A 16,712-nucleotide genomic window follows, 5' to 3' on the forward strand; every position below is an offset into this window, starting at 1 on the left:
ATTTATATCATTCACCAAGAGAACCAAAATTACTTACCAAGTACAAGTATAGATCTTTGAGCCATCCACCAGCAGCCATTTTCGCACCATAAAAAAATAAATACACTACTAAAGAAGCAATAAATAATCCTATAATACTAGTAATAATCCCTATAATGATCACCAAACCATCTTTACCAAGCAGACCTAGAGCCATGATAAAAATACCAGCGCTCGGAACTGCATTACCAAAAATAATAGGCAACGCAATAGAAATAGCACAAAGCATTGATACAAAACCTATTAATTTTTCTCCATGAATAGAGCTAAAATAAGCCATTCTTGGCTTTAATAGTTTTTCTAACTTTAAAAAATATGGTGAAGATTTATCTACAGCAAACATTAAATGACTAGTTTGGATAGTTTTTTTAGCAATCCATTCAGGTAATGATGGCTTATCCATTCCCAATAGCATTTGAATGGAAAAAAATAGAAGAGGCAACCCTAATATTGTTGTGAAACCTGGTGGATATGGTAATGGAATAGCCATAGGAAAAGAAAATAAGATCATTAACAATGCAAATCCTCTTTCATTCAAATGCTCGTTAATTTCACCAAGACTTATAGTTTTAGTTGATTTTTTTTTCTCTACTAATTCTTGTAATAACTGCGAAGCAGGAATCTGTTGACTTGTCATATATGCCTAATCTTTATTGTTATCCTTTTTTTCTTCTTTTGAAAGTTGTTTTGTTTCATTATCCTCTGTACTACTTTCTTCTTTTAGGGCATTTTTAAAGTTTTTTATCCCTTTACCTAAATCCCCCATAACCTTTGGCAGCCTTCCTGCTCCAAATAAAATAAGCACAATAAATAAAATTATAATTACATTCGCTAAACTAATCCCCACTGTTTATAACCTCATTATGTTCTAGAGAATTTTTTATGATTATATTTCTCTACTTCACCCTCTGCTATTCCTAATCTCATTCTACGGTCTTGATCATAATCCTGATAGTTCCCTTCATAAAATTCCACATGATCACCCTCATAAGCTATGATATGCGTAGCTATCCTATCTAAAAACCAACGATCATGACTTATAATAATAGCACATCCAGAAAACTCAAGCAACGCATCTTCTAATGCACGCAAAGTATCCACATCTAAGTCATTAGTTGGTTCATCAAGAAGTATAACATTAGCACCTTCTTTTAACATCTTAGCTAAATGCACTCTATTACGTTCCCCACCTGATAAACTACCAACTAATTTTTGTTGATCTCCTCCTTTAAAATTAAAAGCTGCACAATAAGCACGACTTTTAATTGTAGACTTTCCTAGCTGTATTTCTTCTTGTCCACCCGATATTTCTTCCCAAACATTAGCATCCGCTTTTAAAGCATCTCTGGACTGATCAACATAACCTAGTTTAACAGACTCACCTAACGTAATTTTACCTTCATCAGGAGATTCTTGTCCTGTAATCATTCTGAATAAAGTAGTTTTACCAACTCCATTAGGACCTACCACTCCAACAATAGCTCCAGGAACTATCTTAAATTTAAAATCTTTAAATAACTCAACCCCATCGTAACTCTTACTTAAACCAACAGCTTCTATTACATTATTTCCTAGTCTTGGCCCATCTGGAATCACAATTTGCGCAACTCCCATTGACTTATCTCTCTGCTTATCACGCAACTCTTCATAAGCCGTAATTCTTGCTTTACTTTTTGTTTGACGAGCTTTAGGAGATTGTCTAACCCATTCTAATTCTTCTTTTAACTGTTTCTGTCTATTAGATTCAGATTTTTCTTCCTCCGCTAAACGTTTTTGTTTTTGCTCAAGCCATGATGAGTAATTACCCTTCCATGGTATTCCATCACCGCGTTCTAACTCTAAGATCCAATCCACTACATTATCCAGAAAATAGCGATCATGGGTTACTAGAATCACTGTACCCTTGTACTCTTTCAAATAATTTTCCAACCATGAGATAGACTCAGCATCTAAATGATTAGTTGGCTCATCCAATAGTAAAATATCCGGCGCAGCTAGCAACAACCTACATAACGCTACCCTCCTTCTTTCTCCACCAGAAAGATTATCAACAACAGAATCTTTCTCTGGACATCTTAGAGCATCCATAGCAATTTGAATTTCACGCTCTAAATCCCAAGCATTTAAGTGATCTATTTTTTCTTGCAACTCGCCTTGCTCTTCAATTAATGCATTCATTTGGTCATCTGTTAACTCTTCTGCAAATTTTGCACTTACCTCATTAAATCTAGCAAGTAAATCTCTTTTCTCACCAACAGCATCCAATATATTTTCAAATACATTTTTAGTAGGGTCTAATTGTGGCTCTTGAGGAAGATAACCTATTTTAGTTCCTTCTGCTGCCCATGCCTCTCCAGTAAAATCTTTATCTAACCCTGCCATAATTTTAAGCAAGGTTGATTTACCTGACCCATTGTGACCAATAACACCAATTTTAGCTCCAGGAAAGAAGGACAGATAAAGATCTTTTATTACTTCTCTAGTTCCATACATTTTCTTCAAACTTTTAATAACATAAATATACTGATATGATGACATTGATAATCCTCAAAAATTAATTACTGACTCACTATAACAAACTTAATTTAAATTTAAATCCTTATATTCAAAAGCATGATTTTAAATAATGACCTGTTATACTTTCTTTTTCTTTTATAATATCCTGTGGAGTTCCTGAAGCAACGATTCTTCCTCCACGCTCTCCCCCTTCTGGACCAACATCCACAACATAATCAGCGGTTTTAATAACATCTAAATTATGCTCAATAATTAAAGCTGTATTCCCAAGATTAACCAGCTTATGAAGAACTCCTAATAATTTGTTTACGTCATCCGCATGCAATCCAGTCGTTGGCTCATCAAGAATATACAAAGTTCTGCCTGTAGAACGTTTTGACAACTCTTTTGCCAACTTAATTCTTTGAGCCTCTCCTCCAGACAAAGTGGTGGCTGATTGACCAATTTTAATATATCCAAGCCCAACATCGGAAAGAGCCTTAAGCTTCTCAGATATTGCTGGAATATTAGAAAAAAGCTGAAGAGCATCATCAACTGTTAATTTTAAAACTTCAGAAATTGAATGATTCTTGTATTTTATTTCCAATGTAGATCTATTATATCTTGCCCCATCACATTCTTCACATTTAACATAAACATCTGGAAGAAAATGCATTTCTATTTTTATTACTCCATCACCTTGGCAAGACTCACATCTTCCACCTTTCACATTAAATGAGAACCTACCAGCTTTATATCCTCTAGCTTTAGAGTCTGGCAACTCAACAAACCAATCACGAATAGCATTAAATGCTCCTGTATATGTAGCAGGATTAGATCTTGGAGTTCTACCAATTGGAGATTGGTCTATTTCAATCACTTTATCGATATATTCAACACCCTTAATTGAATCATATCGACCTGGGGTAACATTAGCTTTATCAAGCTTTTTAATAATAGCTTTATATAAAGTATGAATCACTAAGCTAGACTTTCCACCGCCAGAAACTCCTGTAACACAAGTAAAAGTACCTAAAGGCAAATTTATTGTAATATCTTTAAGATTGTTCACCTTCGCCCCTGTAAGAGTAATCATTTTGTCCGAAGACCATTTCCTAGTTTCTTTAGGAATAGGAATGAATTTTGTTCCTTTTAAATATTGTCCTGTAATACTTCCTTCTATAGCCTTTACCTTTTCTGGAGTTCCCTGAGCCACAACTAATCCACCATGAACTCCTGCCCCAGGACCAATATCTATAAGATGATCGGCGCATAACATAGTTTCATGATCATGCTCAACTACTATTACCGTGTTTCCTAACTCTCGAAGACGCTTAAGAGTGCCAATTAATTTATCATTATCTCGTTGATGGAGCCCAATGGATGGTTCATCTAGCACATATAACACGCCTGTTAACCCAGAACCTATTTGAGAAGCTAAACGTATTCTTTGGCTCTCACCCCCCGATAACGTACCAGACTCTCTAGATAAAGTAAGATAATCTAATCCAACATTATTTAAAAAACCTAATCTTTCTCTTATTTCTCTTAAAACTCTATCAGCTATTTTATTGTGAGTATCATTTAGCTTGTTGGGCAGATCAACAAACCATTTAAGTGCATTATCTATGGTCATATTACTAACTTCGCCAATATTATAATTGGCAACTTTAATGCATAAAGACTCAGTTCTTAAACGATGCCCGTTACAAGATTGACATTTACGCTCACGCTGAAAATGCTTTAGCTCATCTTCCATCCAGCTTTTATCATCATTTAAAGATCTTTCAAGCCCTGGTATTACCCCTTCAAAAGGCTTTACAATAGTTTGTCGACGCATTCCATCACTGTAATTGAAAGTTATTTCTTCTTCTCCAGATCCATAAAGAATTATATTCTGAAATTCTGAAGATAGTTTGTGGAATGGATGATGAATACTAGTTTTATAATGTTCAGCTAAACAATCTAGAGTTTGAGTCTGATACTTAGTTTTAGAAGTTTTCCAAGGAAGTATTGCATCCTCACCAAGGGATAGATTGTGATCAGGAATAATTAGGTTTGGATCAAAAAACAACTCAACCCCAATTCCTTGGCATTTAGGACAAGCTCCAAAAGGGCTATTGAAAGAAAATATTCTTGGTTCAATCTCACTTATTTGAAACCCAGATATGGGACAAGAGAATTTCTCTGAAAATGTAAATAATTGACCAGATTTAAGAAGCTCTCCCTGATAAAGCCCAGAACCCTCAAGAACTTCAATAAATAATAGACCGTCTCCTATTTTCAAAGCCGTTTCAATACTTTCATTTAATCTAGCACTTAAATCCTCTTCAATTATTAGCCTATCAACCAAAATTTCTATATCGTGTTTTTTATTTTTATCTATTGTTGGCAAGTCATCTAACTCACAAATCACACCATCTATCCTAGCTCGTTGATAGCCATGCTTTCTGTATTGGAGTAATTCTTTACGATGCTCACCTTTCTTACTTCTAATAATGGGAGCTAACACATAAATCTTAGTGCCCAAAGGCAACTCTAGTATAGCATCAGAAATTTGAACAGCTGTTTGACTTTTAATGGGCAATCCAGTTGCTGGCGAATAAGGAATACCAATTCTAGAATAAAGCAAACGGATATAATCATATATTTCTGTTATTGTACCAACTGTAGACCTTGGATTTCTTGAAGTGGTCTTCTGATCAATAGCAATTGCTGGAGAAAGACCAGAAATAGATTCAACACTAGGCTTGTTTTGTAATTGTAGGAATTGCCTAGCATATGAAGATAAGCTCTCCACATAACGTCTCTGACCTTCAGCATATACAGTATCAAAAGCAAGCGAAGATTTTCCTGAGCCACTCAGTCCAGTTATTACCACTAACTGATTCTTAGGGATATCTATATTAATGTTTTTAAGGTTATGCTCTTTAGCCCCCCTAACTTTTATAAAATTATCCATAAATTTCTTATTCTCTCTAAAAAGTTATTTGTTCTTATATTATTTTGGTATACATTAATGTATATTGTACAACACTTCAAATGTTTTTAATTTAAGGACTTAAAATGGCAAATAGTATTAATAAAGTTACATTAATTGGTAATGTAGGAAAAGACCCCGAAATAAGAACTACCCAAGATGGAAAAGAAATAGCTTCTATAACTCTAGCTACTTCAGAATCATGGAAAGATAAAATGTCTGGAGAACGTAAAGAACGCACTGAGTGGCATAGAATCGTAGTCTTCGCTGACGGATTAGTTAATATAATAAAAAATTATGTTAAAAAAGGAAGTAAGCTTTATATTGAAGGATCGCTGCAAACTCGAAAATGGGTGGATAATAGTGGAATAGAACGCTACACCACTGAAATTGCTTTGCAGGGATTCGGAGCTGTGTTGTTAATGTTAGATAATCGCAACGGCGGGGAGAACCACACTAACAACCCTTCATCCTCAAATATGAATTTTAACGCAGAAGAGATTGACGACGAAATTCCTTTCTAATTTTCTAATTAAAATAATCTCTGCTTCCTTAAATTAAATAGGGAAGCAGTATATTTTTCTTGTGTTATCAAAGAGTATAATCTTATGCGCAAGCGTTTTATAACTACTTTAATAATTGCTTTTGCTATCTATGCCTTTATGAATAGCTCTAAACAATTATCTATAAAAACATCAATAAAAGAAGCTCCAGCATATAAGTTTTTAGAAGATGCAAAATATTACTTAGAAGTTTTATCAGAAGATCCTCCTTCTACTGCTCTACAAGGAAAAAATAAACCTATTATAGAAACACAACCTTCTACAAAAACACCAGAAAGAAGCACAAAAACAATAAGAACAAGAAATAATGCATCTTCATCTGCTATGTTTTCTACAAATAGAAAACAAAATCAACAAATATCAGAAACCAACAACAAACTTTCTAATATTTTATATAATGTAATGCACACAGATAAGGGGCAAGAATTGCTAGAAAGGGTGTTATTTAATCCTCCTATATATGAGGACAGAAACAAAGACCAAGAGCCCAACCCATATCATAATAATTCAAGCATAGATATTATCCAAGGTATTGGAGAACAAGCGGAATGCGGAGATACAATCACAGCGCATTACATTATTAGACTTGTTAGCGGACAAGAAATTGAAAACACTTATAAATCTGGAAAACCTACTACATTCACACTAGGAGAAAGACAAGTAATAAAAGGATTAGAACATACGGTTATAGGAATGAAAAAAGAAGGCATAAGAAGATTGATAGTCCCTCCTAAAATGGCCTATCAAAATGAAAAACGCGCAAAAGGATTGGTTGCAGGAAATGAGTTTGTTACTATTGATGTAGAAATATTAAACATACAACCTGTCTTTAAAGATTGGCAAAACAAAATTCGTATTTTTGAAAACAAAAACATTAAAAATCGTCCTATTCTATGCGGAGATACAGTATATTTTAATTATACTATCTCTAACGGCAACAACAAAGTTATATACAAAAGCTCTTCCCCAGCTAGCTTCATCTTAGGAAGCTCTTCCATTCCTCCGGCTATAAATAAATCATTCTCAGATATTAGAAGATTTTCTAAGAGGAGCGTTGTCTTATCAAGCAGTTTGCTTTACAATCAGAAAATTAGCTTTCTTCCGAAAAATATTAAATTGCCTAATAAGGAGATTATAATTCTAGATATCGAGATTAATAATTAGATTTTATAAATTAACTTTGAGATAGTTGTTCATCTATCTTCTTCTTATTTTGTCTAAACAACTCAAGAGGCTTGCCTGCAAGCTTTTCATTATTTGATGCAAACTTAAACTTCAAGGGATTAATCTGCTTACCATTTTCTAATACTTCATAATGTAAATGTGGACCACTAGTAACACCAGTACTGCCTACATAAGCTATTACCTGACCTTGAGTAACTTTAGTACCAGGTTTGATTCCCTTAGCAAAGCGACTTGCATGCCCATAAGCAGTAGAATATGTACCATTATGCTTTATACGAATATATTTTCCATACCCTTTCAAATTAGTAGCCAACTCAACTACTCCGCTTCCAGCCGCTAAAATAGGAGTCCCCGTGGGAGCCGCAAAATCAACCCCTTTGTGCATCTTACTATATCCATGAACTGGATGATTACGCATACCAAATTTAGAAGAAATTCTTGCTGCATTAATGGGAGTCCGTAAAAACTCTTTTTTAATACTTTCACCTTTTTCATTATAATAAGAAACCTGCCCATCAGGATGAACAAAATGGTAAATAGAAACCTTCTTATTACGCAGCACCAAACTAGAATATAAAATATTCCCGGTATGAGATAGTTTTCCATCTTCCGTATAGAATTTCTCTACAACCACTTCCAATTGATCTCCGTTTTTAATGTCTCTTTGAAAATCAACATCATAACTAAAAGCCCTGATCATAGACATAATAGTATTTGAAGGTATAGACATCTCTAAAGCAGTACCTATAATACTATTCTTAATTACACTCTTATGATGAACAACCTGTTTAACCAATGGTATAGTTAACTCATAGGCTAAAAACTCATTATTACTATTAAGAGAGACAGATATTTTCTTAACATTACTGATATTAACTAACATATTATTGAACAAAGAAGCTCCATCTCTTCCTTTCTCAAAAGAAAACTCTACTACCGTCCCAGCTTTTAATTTACGTGGATTATATTTTTTAGAAAAGGCCTCTATTATGGCAGCTGCATCATTATTACTGATATTAGCTTGATCTAAAATAGATCCTAAAGTTTCTCCTTCATTAAGAATGAATTCTGGATTTTTACTATTACTATTCAATCCCTCTTCTTCAGCAGACATACTTGGCTCTTCATACTGAACAGCAAATCCACGATTACTTACTTCATGTTGAGCAAGCCATAATTTATACCCCGCTGCTATAAAAAATATAAAAAGTGACAAGCCAAAAAGATACGGCACTAGCAAATTTAATGTCGATTCTATAGTTCTTTTCTGATTCATAATTAATGATTATAAAGCCCACAATTAGTAAAGCTTATTAGAGTTATCTCTATTAAACTATTGCATAACTTTCTTAAATATGCAACCCTTTAACAATAAAAAGAAGCCTTTATGTCAATGATCTACGAACCATATAATACATTTAGGCTTCGTTGAACAACCTATAACTTCAAGAGAAATAATGATGTACGACACAAATAACGTTTTTGCTAAAATTATTAAAGGAGAAATTCCTGCAGAAAAACTTTATGAAGATGAACAAGTTGTGGCAATCAAAGACGCTTACCCAATGGCCCCCATTCATATTTTAGTAATTCCTAAAGGGCAATACATTTCCTTTGATGATTTTACAGAAAAAGCATCTATTGAAGAGATTGGACATTTTTATAAAGTAGTACAAAATATTTGCTCAGACTTAAAACTCAATAAAAACGGCTATAGAATTTTATCTAATATTGGAGAACATGGACTACAGAGCGTTCCTCACATGCATTTACATATTCTTGCAGGAGAAAAACTAGCTAAAATGGATAGTGGTCGTTCATAATAAAAATACAAATATAGAGACTTATCTTTTTATAATCTGAACACTATCTTCAGAACCACTCAATTCAAACTCTTTGTTTCTATCATTAAATTCTGTAATATGCATTGGGTTAATTTTACAACTTAATTTTCTGCCTGCACAATATTGATATAAACTTTCTATAGATCCTATGTCTTTCCATTCAAACACAACCTCTAAAAGATTAAGTATCTTAGAGTTTTCTGAAATCATTTTATCTATAGGCGCATTATTATATATTTCTAGAACCTCATGTTTATTATTTTTTAGATTAAATATAATAGAAGGCAAATTTTTATGAAATTTGTTAAACTCATCATATAACACAGAAGCAGTCGCAAGATATATGCCAAGATTCATATATAGATTTTGATTATTTTGTTTTAAAGTTTCTATTTCTTTATATCCAGGTTTTTCTATAAATTTCTCTATTTTGTAATAATTAGAAGAAATACTTTCTCCAACAACAATATAACCAAAATTAGAACAAGGATTAGAAACTCTTTTAGCAAAAAGATTTATCCTATTTGGGGCCATCTTAAATAAAACTTTTTCAAAGAAATCATTTTCTTTATACATTAAATGATCTGTAGGAAAGAAATAAGTCAAATTATAATTTTTCTTTTGCAGAAGCAAAAGACAAGCGTAATATACGGCCACACCCGTATTATTGCTATACTTCTCTAATATGATATCAAAATCATTATAATCTAAATCTAGATCAGAAATTTGCTGACAAAGTAATCTTTGATGGTCAACATTAGCAACTATAATAATATTATGCGAAGAGGTAATTGAAAGGCTTCGTTTTAAGGACAACTGAAAACTAGAAATATTTACACTAGGAAGAGTTATAAATTGTTTTGGATGTTTGGCTGAACTTAATGGCCATAATCTTTCTCCACATCCTCCAGCTAGTAAAACTACATTTGGTTGCATAAGACCTCATCAATTTCATCGCTTTAGGTTACTATATATCGTCACTATATATCAAAGCTTTCTAAAAATATCAAAAAATATATTGACTATTAGTGAAAATAAGTGCTTAATGGTGAGCTGTAAATAACAGGAGAAGAATTATGAAAATTGTAAACTCTTTAAAGAGCGCCAAAAAAAGAGAGAAAGACTGCTTTGTTGTTAATCGTCGTGGACGCAGGTTTGTTTTACATAAAAAAAATAAACGCTTAAAAGCCCGTCAAGGATAATATATTCTTAAGTTCACATACCCTTAAAAAGCGATCATTTTTGATCGCTTTTTTTATTTCTCTAGTAACTTTATCTAAAAACTCTATTGCCATAATTTCATCTAGAAGCTATACTGCTCACTTCCGCATAAGGGGCGGTTAGCTCAGTTGGTTAGAGCGCAGCGTTGACATCGCTGAGGTCGGAAGTTCAAATCTTCTATCGCCCACCATTTTCCGTTGAGTTGAACTCACTCTCCACTAATTTTTATGATTTCGTTTTTCATACTCTACAACCCAGTATCTGCCTGTTCTAGCGCTTCGAAAAAGCGAAATGGGGTTGTTAACTTCACTTGCAAAAATCACCTCAAATAACCTCATTTTTCACCAATTTTGCTTCTATTTTATCTCCATTCTCCGTTTAGGGTATTGATTTTTTAATTCAACAATACCCTTGGAAACACTGGGGTACAAGGCCTGTTCGTAATTAGATAGAATTGCCACTCCAAATGATTTTCACAAACTTCTAGCTTCAAATAGTATTAGCTAAATATGAGAACCTATAAGGTTTAGGAAGAAAATGACTCAAGAACGGAGATCATTTAAGCAATAATTCAAGAACATAGATAAGTTTTATCAATGTATTGATTAATCAAACAAATATCTTTTACTAACTTCCTGAATCTCCAAATAATAATAATGACCCGGTGATTTCTTGATGCCCTTGACCTAGAAACTCCTCAACGTCTGGCGTAGGAGGTATAGCCAATGGCGCTGGGATTGCAATAGCAGCGGGAATTTGGGCATTATAAAAACCAGTAAAAGCAGCCGTTATCATTCCACCAGGATTCACAATCCAATCCACAGCTTGATATATCAAATTAGTAGCAGGGATAAGAAAATTGTATGCGTTAACCTGACCATTTAAAAAATTATGCCAATCAGCAATGCGAACTGCAGGAACAATATTATTAGCTATTAAAATATTATCTAAACTATTTCTGCCTATAGTTTGTTCTATAGCTTTAAGTTGGTCAATTTGAGCTTTTGTTACCATTTTATCCTCCATTAAAATATATTAACTAACGTTGAGTTGCTACTAAAAAAATGTTAAAGTTCTTGATCTAAAGCATCAACATCCCCTATCATTGCAATATTTTGCTGAGCTTCCACATCTAGAATATTATCAGATAATGCAACAGATGATTTCACTTGCTTGCAAAAAGAAACAGGCAATGTTTTGATAACTTCTTGAATCTTGGGGCTAATATAACTTACCCAATATTCCCTTAGTGGATTGAATATTTCCATTGTTTTAGAGTTAATTCCATATGTCTCTAACTCAACCAATCTTACTATTAATTCTTTAGATAATTCATGACCAGGTCTTTTTATAAATTCTCCAACACGAGCTAATACATAAGCGTCATCTTGTGAAATACTATTTTGCTCCATTATTGATCTTATAAAGTTACCAAGTACTATTTTTTTATTCAAACTAGGTATAGTAGAATTGCCTATATATTCATTCATAAGCAGTGTAGTTCTTAATTCGTTATCTGGATTACTCAAAAATGTAAATAAGTTAATTATAGAATTATCTGTTAAAAGCTTACACACGAACGAAGAATCATACTTTTCACTCTCCACTATAATTTTATAGTCTTCGACTTCGATCTCTCTTCTAAAAATAGTAAAAACATTTAAGAGCGTTGCTTTAGCCGCTTTTTCATACTCTTTTTTAGAATTTACATCAAAGTATGCATACCCATCAAGTCCGTCCAACCCCTCAAGTAAATAATGTGTAAATTCGTGAAGAGTAAAACTTAATTCCTCTCTGTCATAGTTATTTACCGGTAAATATACAAAATCTGACTGATTACTACGACCAATATTTGCTGCATCGAAATATGTTCTTGTTCCTATGGGCATGATAATAAATGGACTATAGATCTCATAACTCAATCCAATTATGCCTTTCATTACTTCACCTACTATGTTACTAGGAATATTCTGCATGCTATTATAATATTGCAGTATTGGTGATGTATCTTTGATATTTGATATGGTATGATCCAATAAATATTGATCTATTTTTATGCAAATATCTTCATTGAAAATAACAGTTTTATCTAACTTGTTTTGACACCCATATGCATCAATGAGGTTGATAACAGCATTATATTGAATATTCGTCATATAAGGCCTTATTCTATCAATATGATTTTTTTGACTACAAGAAAAATCATTTATTAAAAATATCGACTTAACATCAAACACTGCCCCATTACTGATCAAAATTTCAGCTGATTCGAGTTGTCTGTTAGAATATGCCAATTCAACAAAATATTTATTTTTGTATATAAAAAATGGAATAGTGGTTGAGTTAAGCACGAAAGAACTAACCTCTTTAATGTTCCCGCTTACAATTGCATTATAAAGAATGCTATTAAACTCCGTATAGTTTGTAGAGACTGTATCAACTAAAACAGCGTCTGATGCCAAAACTTCAGGCACAGTAGAATTTGACATGGACTTAATCTTGAGTTGTATTAGATGGTAGTGTATCACCAACAAAGTCGTTGCTATGCAAATCATTATCTAGTCCGAGGCTAATAGTGCCGCCCACAATACTTAAATTTTTTTTATCCTTGGCATTCTCAAAATCCCTAATTAATCCATTGATAAGACATTCTTCATCATGTGGACTACGTCCTATGGTTACTTTATTAAATTCACTCATAAAATTTCTCCGTCAATTTATATTCTGATCAACTTAGTAAGTATAGCTGTCATCAATATAAAACCATTATCTCAAATAGATGAAGAAAAGTCAATCACCATACAAAATAATTGGTAAACAATAGTTAACAAAAAAAGCGATAACTCATAATGTTGAAAACCCAAACTTCTCTCTTTGTTCTTCCCATAGTAACGGTATCTCTTTCCTCAGAAAATCTATTACCTTTAACCCCTTTGGTTGTCTACCTTCTAAAATAGCTTCAACTACATCTGGTGCCAATAAATTCAGACGTAGAAGTCTACCTACATATGCATGAGTTAGACCTTCTTTTGCAGCTAAAGAGCTAATAGTCTGTTCAGGATCTTGCTCCATTTTCTGTTGTAACCTATGAGCTTTAGCTAATGCATTAATCAACCTAAAATCATGACTTGGTTTTTCTTCCATTGGTAATGTTTTATTTTGAGGAGTAATTATAGAAACACTTCCCCTACCTCTTCGTTTCTTTATAACCATTGGAACAAATATACTAATAGTACTTTCTTCAGTTTGTATAGCTGAGCTTTCCATTATGCCGCCTCCCCTATTAGTTCTTTTGTCAGTAAATTTAAACCTTCATTATAAATCTTGATGTCCAATCCATCAGATTTAAGGATCACTCGACTAATGAACATTCTAGTAATCCTCGCCTGTTCAACGGGAAACAACTCATCCCAAACTTTGCTTGCATCTTTAAGTGCTTCTATAATTTGAACATCTGATAATGACTCTTCGTTATTCTCATTATCTATGGAAGCCTTAGCTATTGCATGAGCAACTATTTCTGGTGATTTTAAGAGTTGTAGGATTTTACCAACAACCACGCCTTCTACTTCTGCTGCAGAAATATTTTTAATATCACAATTATTATGAATCCCTCTTACTTTGCTACCACATGAATAATAGCGATAGCGTATACCATTTTTTTAGAGCAATAAGTTGGAGTCATCTTGGCACCACAACATCCACAAATTAGCAAACCTTTCAGTAAAGCTGCTGAATTAATTCTGCTAATAGGATTAACTACAGTGTTAACTTTATCAGAAGTAAGTAAAACCTGAACTCTTTTCCATATTTCTTCTTCAATAATTGCTTTATGCCTTCCTTGATATAACTTACCTTTACAAGCAATCTTTCCGGCGTAAATTGGATTCTTTAAAATGTAGCGGATCAGGTTCTTATTAAAGGATTTACCTTGATACTGTTTACCTTTTTTAGAAGTCCAAGTTTTACTTTTATATCCTAACTGGTTCATTATTTTGGCTGTTGCCATCACTGACTCTAACTCTAGAAACTTTTGGTATATCAATCGTACTGTTTTAGCTTCATCTTCATTGATGATTAATTCTCTGTTTTTTGGATCATAACCCAATGGAGGCACGCCTCCCATCCAAATTCCTTGTTTATAGGATGCTGCAAATTTATCTCTGATTCTTTCCGATGTTAGTTCTCTTTCATATTGAGCAAAGCTAAGTAAGACATTGAGCATTAACCTACCCATAGAGTTACTGGTATTAAAGGACTGGGTTACGGCTACAAAGCTGCATTTACACTCATCTAAAAGCTTTATAATTTCTGCAAAATCTAATAACGATCTAGTTAATCGATCTATTTTATAAACTACTATACAATCTATTTTACCATCTCTAATATCTTGCAATAATTTTTGTAAGCCAGGCCTTTCCATATTACCACCAGAATACCCACCATCATTGTATAAAGTTGGCAGACACTCCCAACCTTCATGGGATTGAGATGCAATAAAACTTTCAGCTGCTAATCTTTGTGCATCTAATGAATTAAATGATTGCTCTAAACCTTCATCGTGAGATTTTCTGGTGTAGATTGCACATCTTATTTTGATCTTTTCTTTATTCTCAACAATATTCATAATAATCCCTTAACCTCGCATCCCAAAAAACTTTGGCCCATTCCATTTGGTGCCAGTAATCTTAGTCGCTATAGCTGACAAACTCTTCCATTTCTGACCGTTATACTCAAATCCATCTTTCAGCACTTCCACCTGATGAATAGTACCATCATACTCTTTGCAAATCTTAGTACCTGGCAATAAATCACAATGTTTATTTTTAACTCCAGTCATACTATTTTTAGCAATTGAATCAAGCTTAGCTTTAGTTGATTCCTTTAAACCGCCTAAGGCTAATTCTTGTATTTTATAAGCAAGCTTCGGGATCAACTGTTCTTTATTTGCAGTACCAGTACAGGGAACACTAAAAAGATTATTATAAACTTTTCTTAGCTCTACTGCTGTCATTCTTTCTAATTCTAGAACTTGTTTAACCATTGATATATTCATGTTATCCTCCAAATCGTCTGGTTGGAGCTGGATTAACGCTCCATTTCGAACAAGAGTCCAGAGGTTTCTGAAGATTTTTCTCTCTTTTTCTTTTCTCCAGTCTCCAAATTGCCATATGGAGCAGAGAAGCTATCTCAGATACCTTCTCTCTACCTGTGTATGGTCTACTGGCTGTAGAGTGAATTTGATTCTTCATATTGCCTCCACTCACCTCTAGCTAGCTTTCAAATAATTCTGCTGTTTAGCAAAATACTCTATTCCCTTTGGAGTAACATAAGTCTGATAATATGCTTGATTATCAGCTACATTTGACTTAACAACGAACAAACCTTGAGTCTTATAACGTTGATATGGAACCAAAGCCCTTCCTTGATAAAACAAATAATTATTTTTCAAAGAATTGATAAATAAATTTGGATTCAAACCTAAAGCTCTAGCTGCGTTCTGAAGATTATACAAACCATCAGCGTTAATAAAATCATCGTAAAAATCTACTTTTGGCTGATCATTTGCAAGTTTACTTTCAAGCTTTATTACCCTATCCGTGTAGTCCAGTACAAGCTGATGTAATAACTTAGGATCACTTAGATTAACTTGTTTACCATAACCGCCAGTTTTACGAATTGTTGGTAGCACTTCACTAGTTACCCATTTTTTGAAAGTCTTAGCTTCTGATTTGCGACTTGCAAAAATCAAAGAGTAAAGACCTGATTCATTTACAGTGCTTAATTTTTGTATTCCCCCAAGGGTACGCAAATTGTGAGTACCCTTTTCATCAGGCTCTAAAATTCTTGTTGCATCGCTAGCCATGCGATATCCTAATATTTTAGCCATTTCATTAGCCATAAACCAAGGATCTCCTTGTTTATCTAGAATTACTCTTACTTTGCTACCTTCAAAATTGAAGATTTGTGGTAAAGTTTCATTTGTTAAATTTTGATTGTAAACATTTAGTTGTGCCATAATTTGCTTCCTTTATTAAGGTTGTAAAAAAAATCCCCTTACGGTTTGACAGACCATAAGAGGAAAGTTAAATCCCTCATGTTTATAGAGAAATTATTCTGTAATGTTTGGTTGTTTATTTTTGTTTGGGCTTATTAAGTTAGGTTAAATAGAGCTCTAATTCAGCTTTACGTCTTCTGACTAATCCTATAATTCTTTTGCCACCTGCATAAACCCAACGCATGAATTCAGTCGGCACTTGTTCATGTTCTGCTCGGTTGACTTTGGATCTTAAGGTGGATCTCTGTAAAGCTCCAACTCCTACGTTAAAAGTAAAAGATACCAAAGCATCAAATTGGTGATTATTTAGCGATACTGTAATTAGG

Annotated in this window: 20 protein-coding genes and 1 tRNA gene; 5 read left to right on the forward strand and 16 right to left on the reverse strand. The window is 33.4% G+C overall.

Going from position 1 to position 16,712, the window contains the following annotated elements:
• Nucleotides 1-7: 7 nt before the first annotated feature.
• From N4A31_03850 to uvrA, 4 genes are all read right to left on the reverse strand, one after another.
• Nucleotides 8-676 (reverse strand): exopolysaccharide biosynthesis protein, encoded by a 669-nt coding sequence (locus N4A31_03850; GenBank protein ID MCT4635366.1) that lies wholly within the window; start codon nucleotides 674-676, stop codon nucleotides 8-10.
• 6 nt (nucleotides 677-682) lie between these two features.
• Complete coding sequence (gene tatA, locus N4A31_03855) at nucleotides 683-886, reverse strand: twin-arginine translocase TatA/TatE family subunit (protein MCT4635367.1); 204 nt, start codon at nucleotides 884-886, stop codon at nucleotides 683-685.
• 14 nt (nucleotides 887-900) lie between these two features.
• The gene (ettA, locus tag N4A31_03860) at nucleotides 901-2,577 is read right to left on the reverse strand and encodes an energy-dependent translational throttle protein EttA (GenBank protein ID MCT4635368.1); all 1,677 of its coding nucleotides are present in this window, start codon (nucleotides 2,575-2,577) and stop codon (nucleotides 901-903) included.
• Between the two features lie 67 nt (nucleotides 2,578-2,644).
• Complete coding sequence (gene uvrA, locus N4A31_03865; GenBank protein ID MCT4635369.1) at nucleotides 2,645-5,497, reverse strand: excinuclease ABC subunit UvrA; 2,853 nt, start codon at nucleotides 5,495-5,497, stop codon at nucleotides 2,645-2,647.
• Between the two features lie 104 nt (nucleotides 5,498-5,601).
• On the opposite strand from uvrA, the gene ssb reads away from it, so the two are divergent.
• Together ssb and N4A31_03875 are read left to right on the forward strand one after the other, a co-directional pair.
• Nucleotides 5,602-6,039: a single-stranded DNA-binding protein gene (gene ssb / locus N4A31_03870; GenBank protein ID MCT4635370.1), complete on the forward strand. Its 438-nt coding sequence runs from the start codon at nucleotides 5,602-5,604 to the stop codon at nucleotides 6,037-6,039.
• 84 nt (nucleotides 6,040-6,123) lie between these two features.
• Complete coding sequence (locus N4A31_03875; protein ID MCT4635371.1) at nucleotides 6,124-7,242, forward strand: FKBP-type peptidyl-prolyl cis-trans isomerase; 1,119 nt, start codon at nucleotides 6,124-6,126, stop codon at nucleotides 7,240-7,242.
• Between the two features lie 10 nt (nucleotides 7,243-7,252).
• Here the strand turns inward: N4A31_03875 and N4A31_03880 are convergent, their stop codons facing one another.
• Nucleotides 7,253-8,539, reverse strand: coding sequence for a M23 family metallopeptidase (locus tag N4A31_03880; GenBank protein MCT4635372.1), 1,287 nt, complete (start codon nucleotides 8,537-8,539; stop codon nucleotides 7,253-7,255).
• A gap of 184 nt (nucleotides 8,540-8,723) precedes the next feature.
• Here N4A31_03880 and N4A31_03885 point away from each other — a divergent pair, with 184 nt between their 5' ends.
• On the forward strand, nucleotides 8,724-9,086 hold the full coding sequence (locus N4A31_03885; protein ID MCT4635373.1) for a histidine triad nucleotide-binding protein: 363 nt from the start codon (nucleotides 8,724-8,726) through the stop codon (nucleotides 9,084-9,086).
• A 21-nt stretch (nucleotides 9,087-9,107) separates the two neighbouring features.
• Here N4A31_03885 and N4A31_03890 read toward each other — a convergent pair whose 3' ends face one another.
• Nucleotides 9,108-10,043, reverse strand: coding sequence for a sugar phosphate nucleotidyltransferase (locus N4A31_03890; GenBank protein ID MCT4635374.1), 936 nt, complete (start codon nucleotides 10,041-10,043; stop codon nucleotides 9,108-9,110).
• A 140-nt stretch (nucleotides 10,044-10,183) separates the two neighbouring features.
• On the opposite strand from N4A31_03890, the gene N4A31_03895 reads away from it, so the two are divergent.
• Both N4A31_03895 and N4A31_03900 read left to right on the forward strand, forming a co-directional pair.
• Nucleotides 10,184-10,309 carry a 50S ribosomal protein L36 gene (locus N4A31_03895; GenBank protein ID MCT4635375.1) on the forward strand — a complete coding sequence of 42 codons (126 nt, stop codon included), beginning with the start codon at nucleotides 10,184-10,186 and terminating at the stop codon, nucleotides 10,307-10,309.
• Nucleotides 10,310-10,441: 132 nt separating this feature from the next.
• Nucleotides 10,442-10,518, forward strand: a tRNA-Val gene (locus tag N4A31_03900).
• A 437-nt stretch (nucleotides 10,519-10,955) separates the two neighbouring features.
• Here the strand turns inward: N4A31_03900 and N4A31_03905 are convergent.
• The 10 genes from N4A31_03905 to N4A31_03950 all read right to left on the reverse strand — a co-directional run.
• Complete coding sequence (locus tag N4A31_03905; protein MCT4635376.1) at nucleotides 10,956-11,342, reverse strand: hypothetical protein; 387 nt, start codon at nucleotides 11,340-11,342, stop codon at nucleotides 10,956-10,958.
• Nucleotides 11,343-11,395: 53 nt separating this feature from the next.
• Nucleotides 11,396-12,817 (reverse strand): hypothetical protein, encoded by a 1,422-nt coding sequence (locus tag N4A31_03910; protein MCT4635377.1) that lies wholly within the window; start codon nucleotides 12,815-12,817, stop codon nucleotides 11,396-11,398.
• Nucleotides 12,818-12,821: 4 nt separating this feature from the next.
• Nucleotides 12,822-13,028 carry a hypothetical protein gene (locus N4A31_03915; protein MCT4635378.1) on the reverse strand — a complete coding sequence of 69 codons (207 nt, stop codon included), beginning with the start codon at nucleotides 13,026-13,028 and terminating at the stop codon, nucleotides 12,822-12,824.
• A gap of 144 nt (nucleotides 13,029-13,172) precedes the next feature.
• Nucleotides 13,173-13,595, reverse strand: a complete 423-nt coding sequence (locus tag N4A31_03920) for a hypothetical protein (GenBank protein ID MCT4635379.1) — start codon at nucleotides 13,593-13,595, stop codon at nucleotides 13,173-13,175.
• A complete protein-coding gene (locus tag N4A31_03925; GenBank protein MCT4635380.1) occupies nucleotides 13,595-13,888 on the reverse strand; it encodes a hypothetical protein in 294 nt (97 codons plus the stop codon). The genes N4A31_03920 and N4A31_03925 overlap by 1 nt, the downstream gene beginning before the upstream one ends.
• A 56-nt stretch (nucleotides 13,889-13,944) precedes the next feature.
• A complete protein-coding gene (locus N4A31_03930) occupies nucleotides 13,945-14,955 on the reverse strand; it encodes a recombinase family protein (GenBank protein ID MCT4635381.1) in 1,011 nt (336 codons plus the stop codon).
• A gap of 9 nt (nucleotides 14,956-14,964) precedes the next feature.
• Nucleotides 14,965-15,384, reverse strand: a complete 420-nt coding sequence (locus N4A31_03935; protein MCT4635382.1) for a DUF2924 domain-containing protein — start codon at nucleotides 15,382-15,384, stop codon at nucleotides 14,965-14,967.
• Nucleotide 15,385: 1 nt separating this feature from the next.
• Nucleotides 15,386-15,580 (reverse strand): hypothetical protein, encoded by a 195-nt coding sequence (locus tag N4A31_03940; protein MCT4635383.1) that lies wholly within the window; start codon nucleotides 15,578-15,580, stop codon nucleotides 15,386-15,388.
• Nucleotides 15,581-15,597: 17 nt separating this feature from the next.
• On the reverse strand, nucleotides 15,598-16,347 hold the full coding sequence (locus tag N4A31_03945; GenBank protein MCT4635384.1) for a BRO family protein: 750 nt from the start codon (nucleotides 16,345-16,347) through the stop codon (nucleotides 15,598-15,600).
• A gap of 139 nt (nucleotides 16,348-16,486) precedes the next feature.
• On the reverse strand, nucleotides 16,487-16,712 hold a 226-nt coding region (locus tag N4A31_03950), incomplete at its 5' end, for a lysozyme (protein MCT4635385.1).

The sequence above is a fragment of the Rickettsiales bacterium genome, from assembly GCA_025210695.1.
Classification (GTDB): domain Bacteria; phylum Pseudomonadota; class Alphaproteobacteria; order Rickettsiales; family CANDYO01; genus CANDYO01.

Excerpts from the sequence above, each read along its gene's own strand:
- N4A31_03850 (MCT4635366.1), bottom strand. The coding sequence starts at position 676 with ATGACAAGTCAACAGATTCCTGCTTCGCAGTTATTACAAGAATTAGTA.
- ettA (MCT4635368.1), bottom strand. The coding sequence starts at position 2,577 with ATGTCATCATATCAGTATATTTATGTTATTAAAAGTTTGAAGAAAATG.
- uvrA (MCT4635369.1), bottom strand. The coding sequence starts at position 5,497 with ATGGATAATTTTATAAAAGTTAGGGGGGCTAAAGAGCATAACCTTAAA.
- ssb (MCT4635370.1), top strand. The coding sequence starts at position 5,602 with ATGGCAAATAGTATTAATAAAGTTACATTAATTGGTAATGTAGGAAAA.
- N4A31_03875 (MCT4635371.1), top strand. The coding sequence starts at position 6,124 with ATGCGCAAGCGTTTTATAACTACTTTAATAATTGCTTTTGCTATCTAT.
- N4A31_03880 (MCT4635372.1), bottom strand. The coding sequence starts at position 8,539 with ATGAATCAGAAAAGAACTATAGAATCGACATTAAATTTGCTAGTGCCG.
- N4A31_03885 (MCT4635373.1), top strand. The coding sequence starts at position 8,724 with ATGTACGACACAAATAACGTTTTTGCTAAAATTATTAAAGGAGAAATT.
- N4A31_03890 (MCT4635374.1), bottom strand. The coding sequence starts at position 10,043 with ATGCAACCAAATGTAGTTTTACTAGCTGGAGGATGTGGAGAAAGATTA.
- N4A31_03895 (MCT4635375.1), top strand. The coding sequence starts at position 10,184 with ATGAAAATTGTAAACTCTTTAAAGAGCGCCAAAAAAAGAGAGAAAGAC.
- N4A31_03905 (MCT4635376.1), bottom strand. The coding sequence starts at position 11,342 with ATGGTAACAAAAGCTCAAATTGACCAACTTAAAGCTATAGAACAAACT.
- N4A31_03910 (MCT4635377.1), bottom strand. The coding sequence starts at position 12,817 with ATGTCAAATTCTACTGTGCCTGAAGTTTTGGCATCAGACGCTGTTTTA.
- N4A31_03915 (MCT4635378.1), bottom strand. The coding sequence starts at position 13,028 with ATGAGTGAATTTAATAAAGTAACCATAGGACGTAGTCCACATGATGAA.
- N4A31_03920 (MCT4635379.1), bottom strand. The coding sequence starts at position 13,595 with ATGGAAAGCTCAGCTATACAAACTGAAGAAAGTACTATTAGTATATTT.
- N4A31_03930 (MCT4635381.1), bottom strand. The coding sequence starts at position 14,955 with ATGAATATTGTTGAGAATAAAGAAAAGATCAAAATAAGATGTGCAATC.
- N4A31_03935 (MCT4635382.1), bottom strand. The coding sequence starts at position 15,384 with ATGAATATATCAATGGTTAAACAAGTTCTAGAATTAGAAAGAATGACA.
- N4A31_03940 (MCT4635383.1), bottom strand. The coding sequence starts at position 15,580 with ATGAAGAATCAAATTCACTCTACAGCCAGTAGACCATACACAGGTAGA.
- N4A31_03945 (MCT4635384.1), bottom strand. The coding sequence starts at position 16,347 with ATGGCACAACTAAATGTTTACAATCAAAATTTAACAAATGAAACTTTA.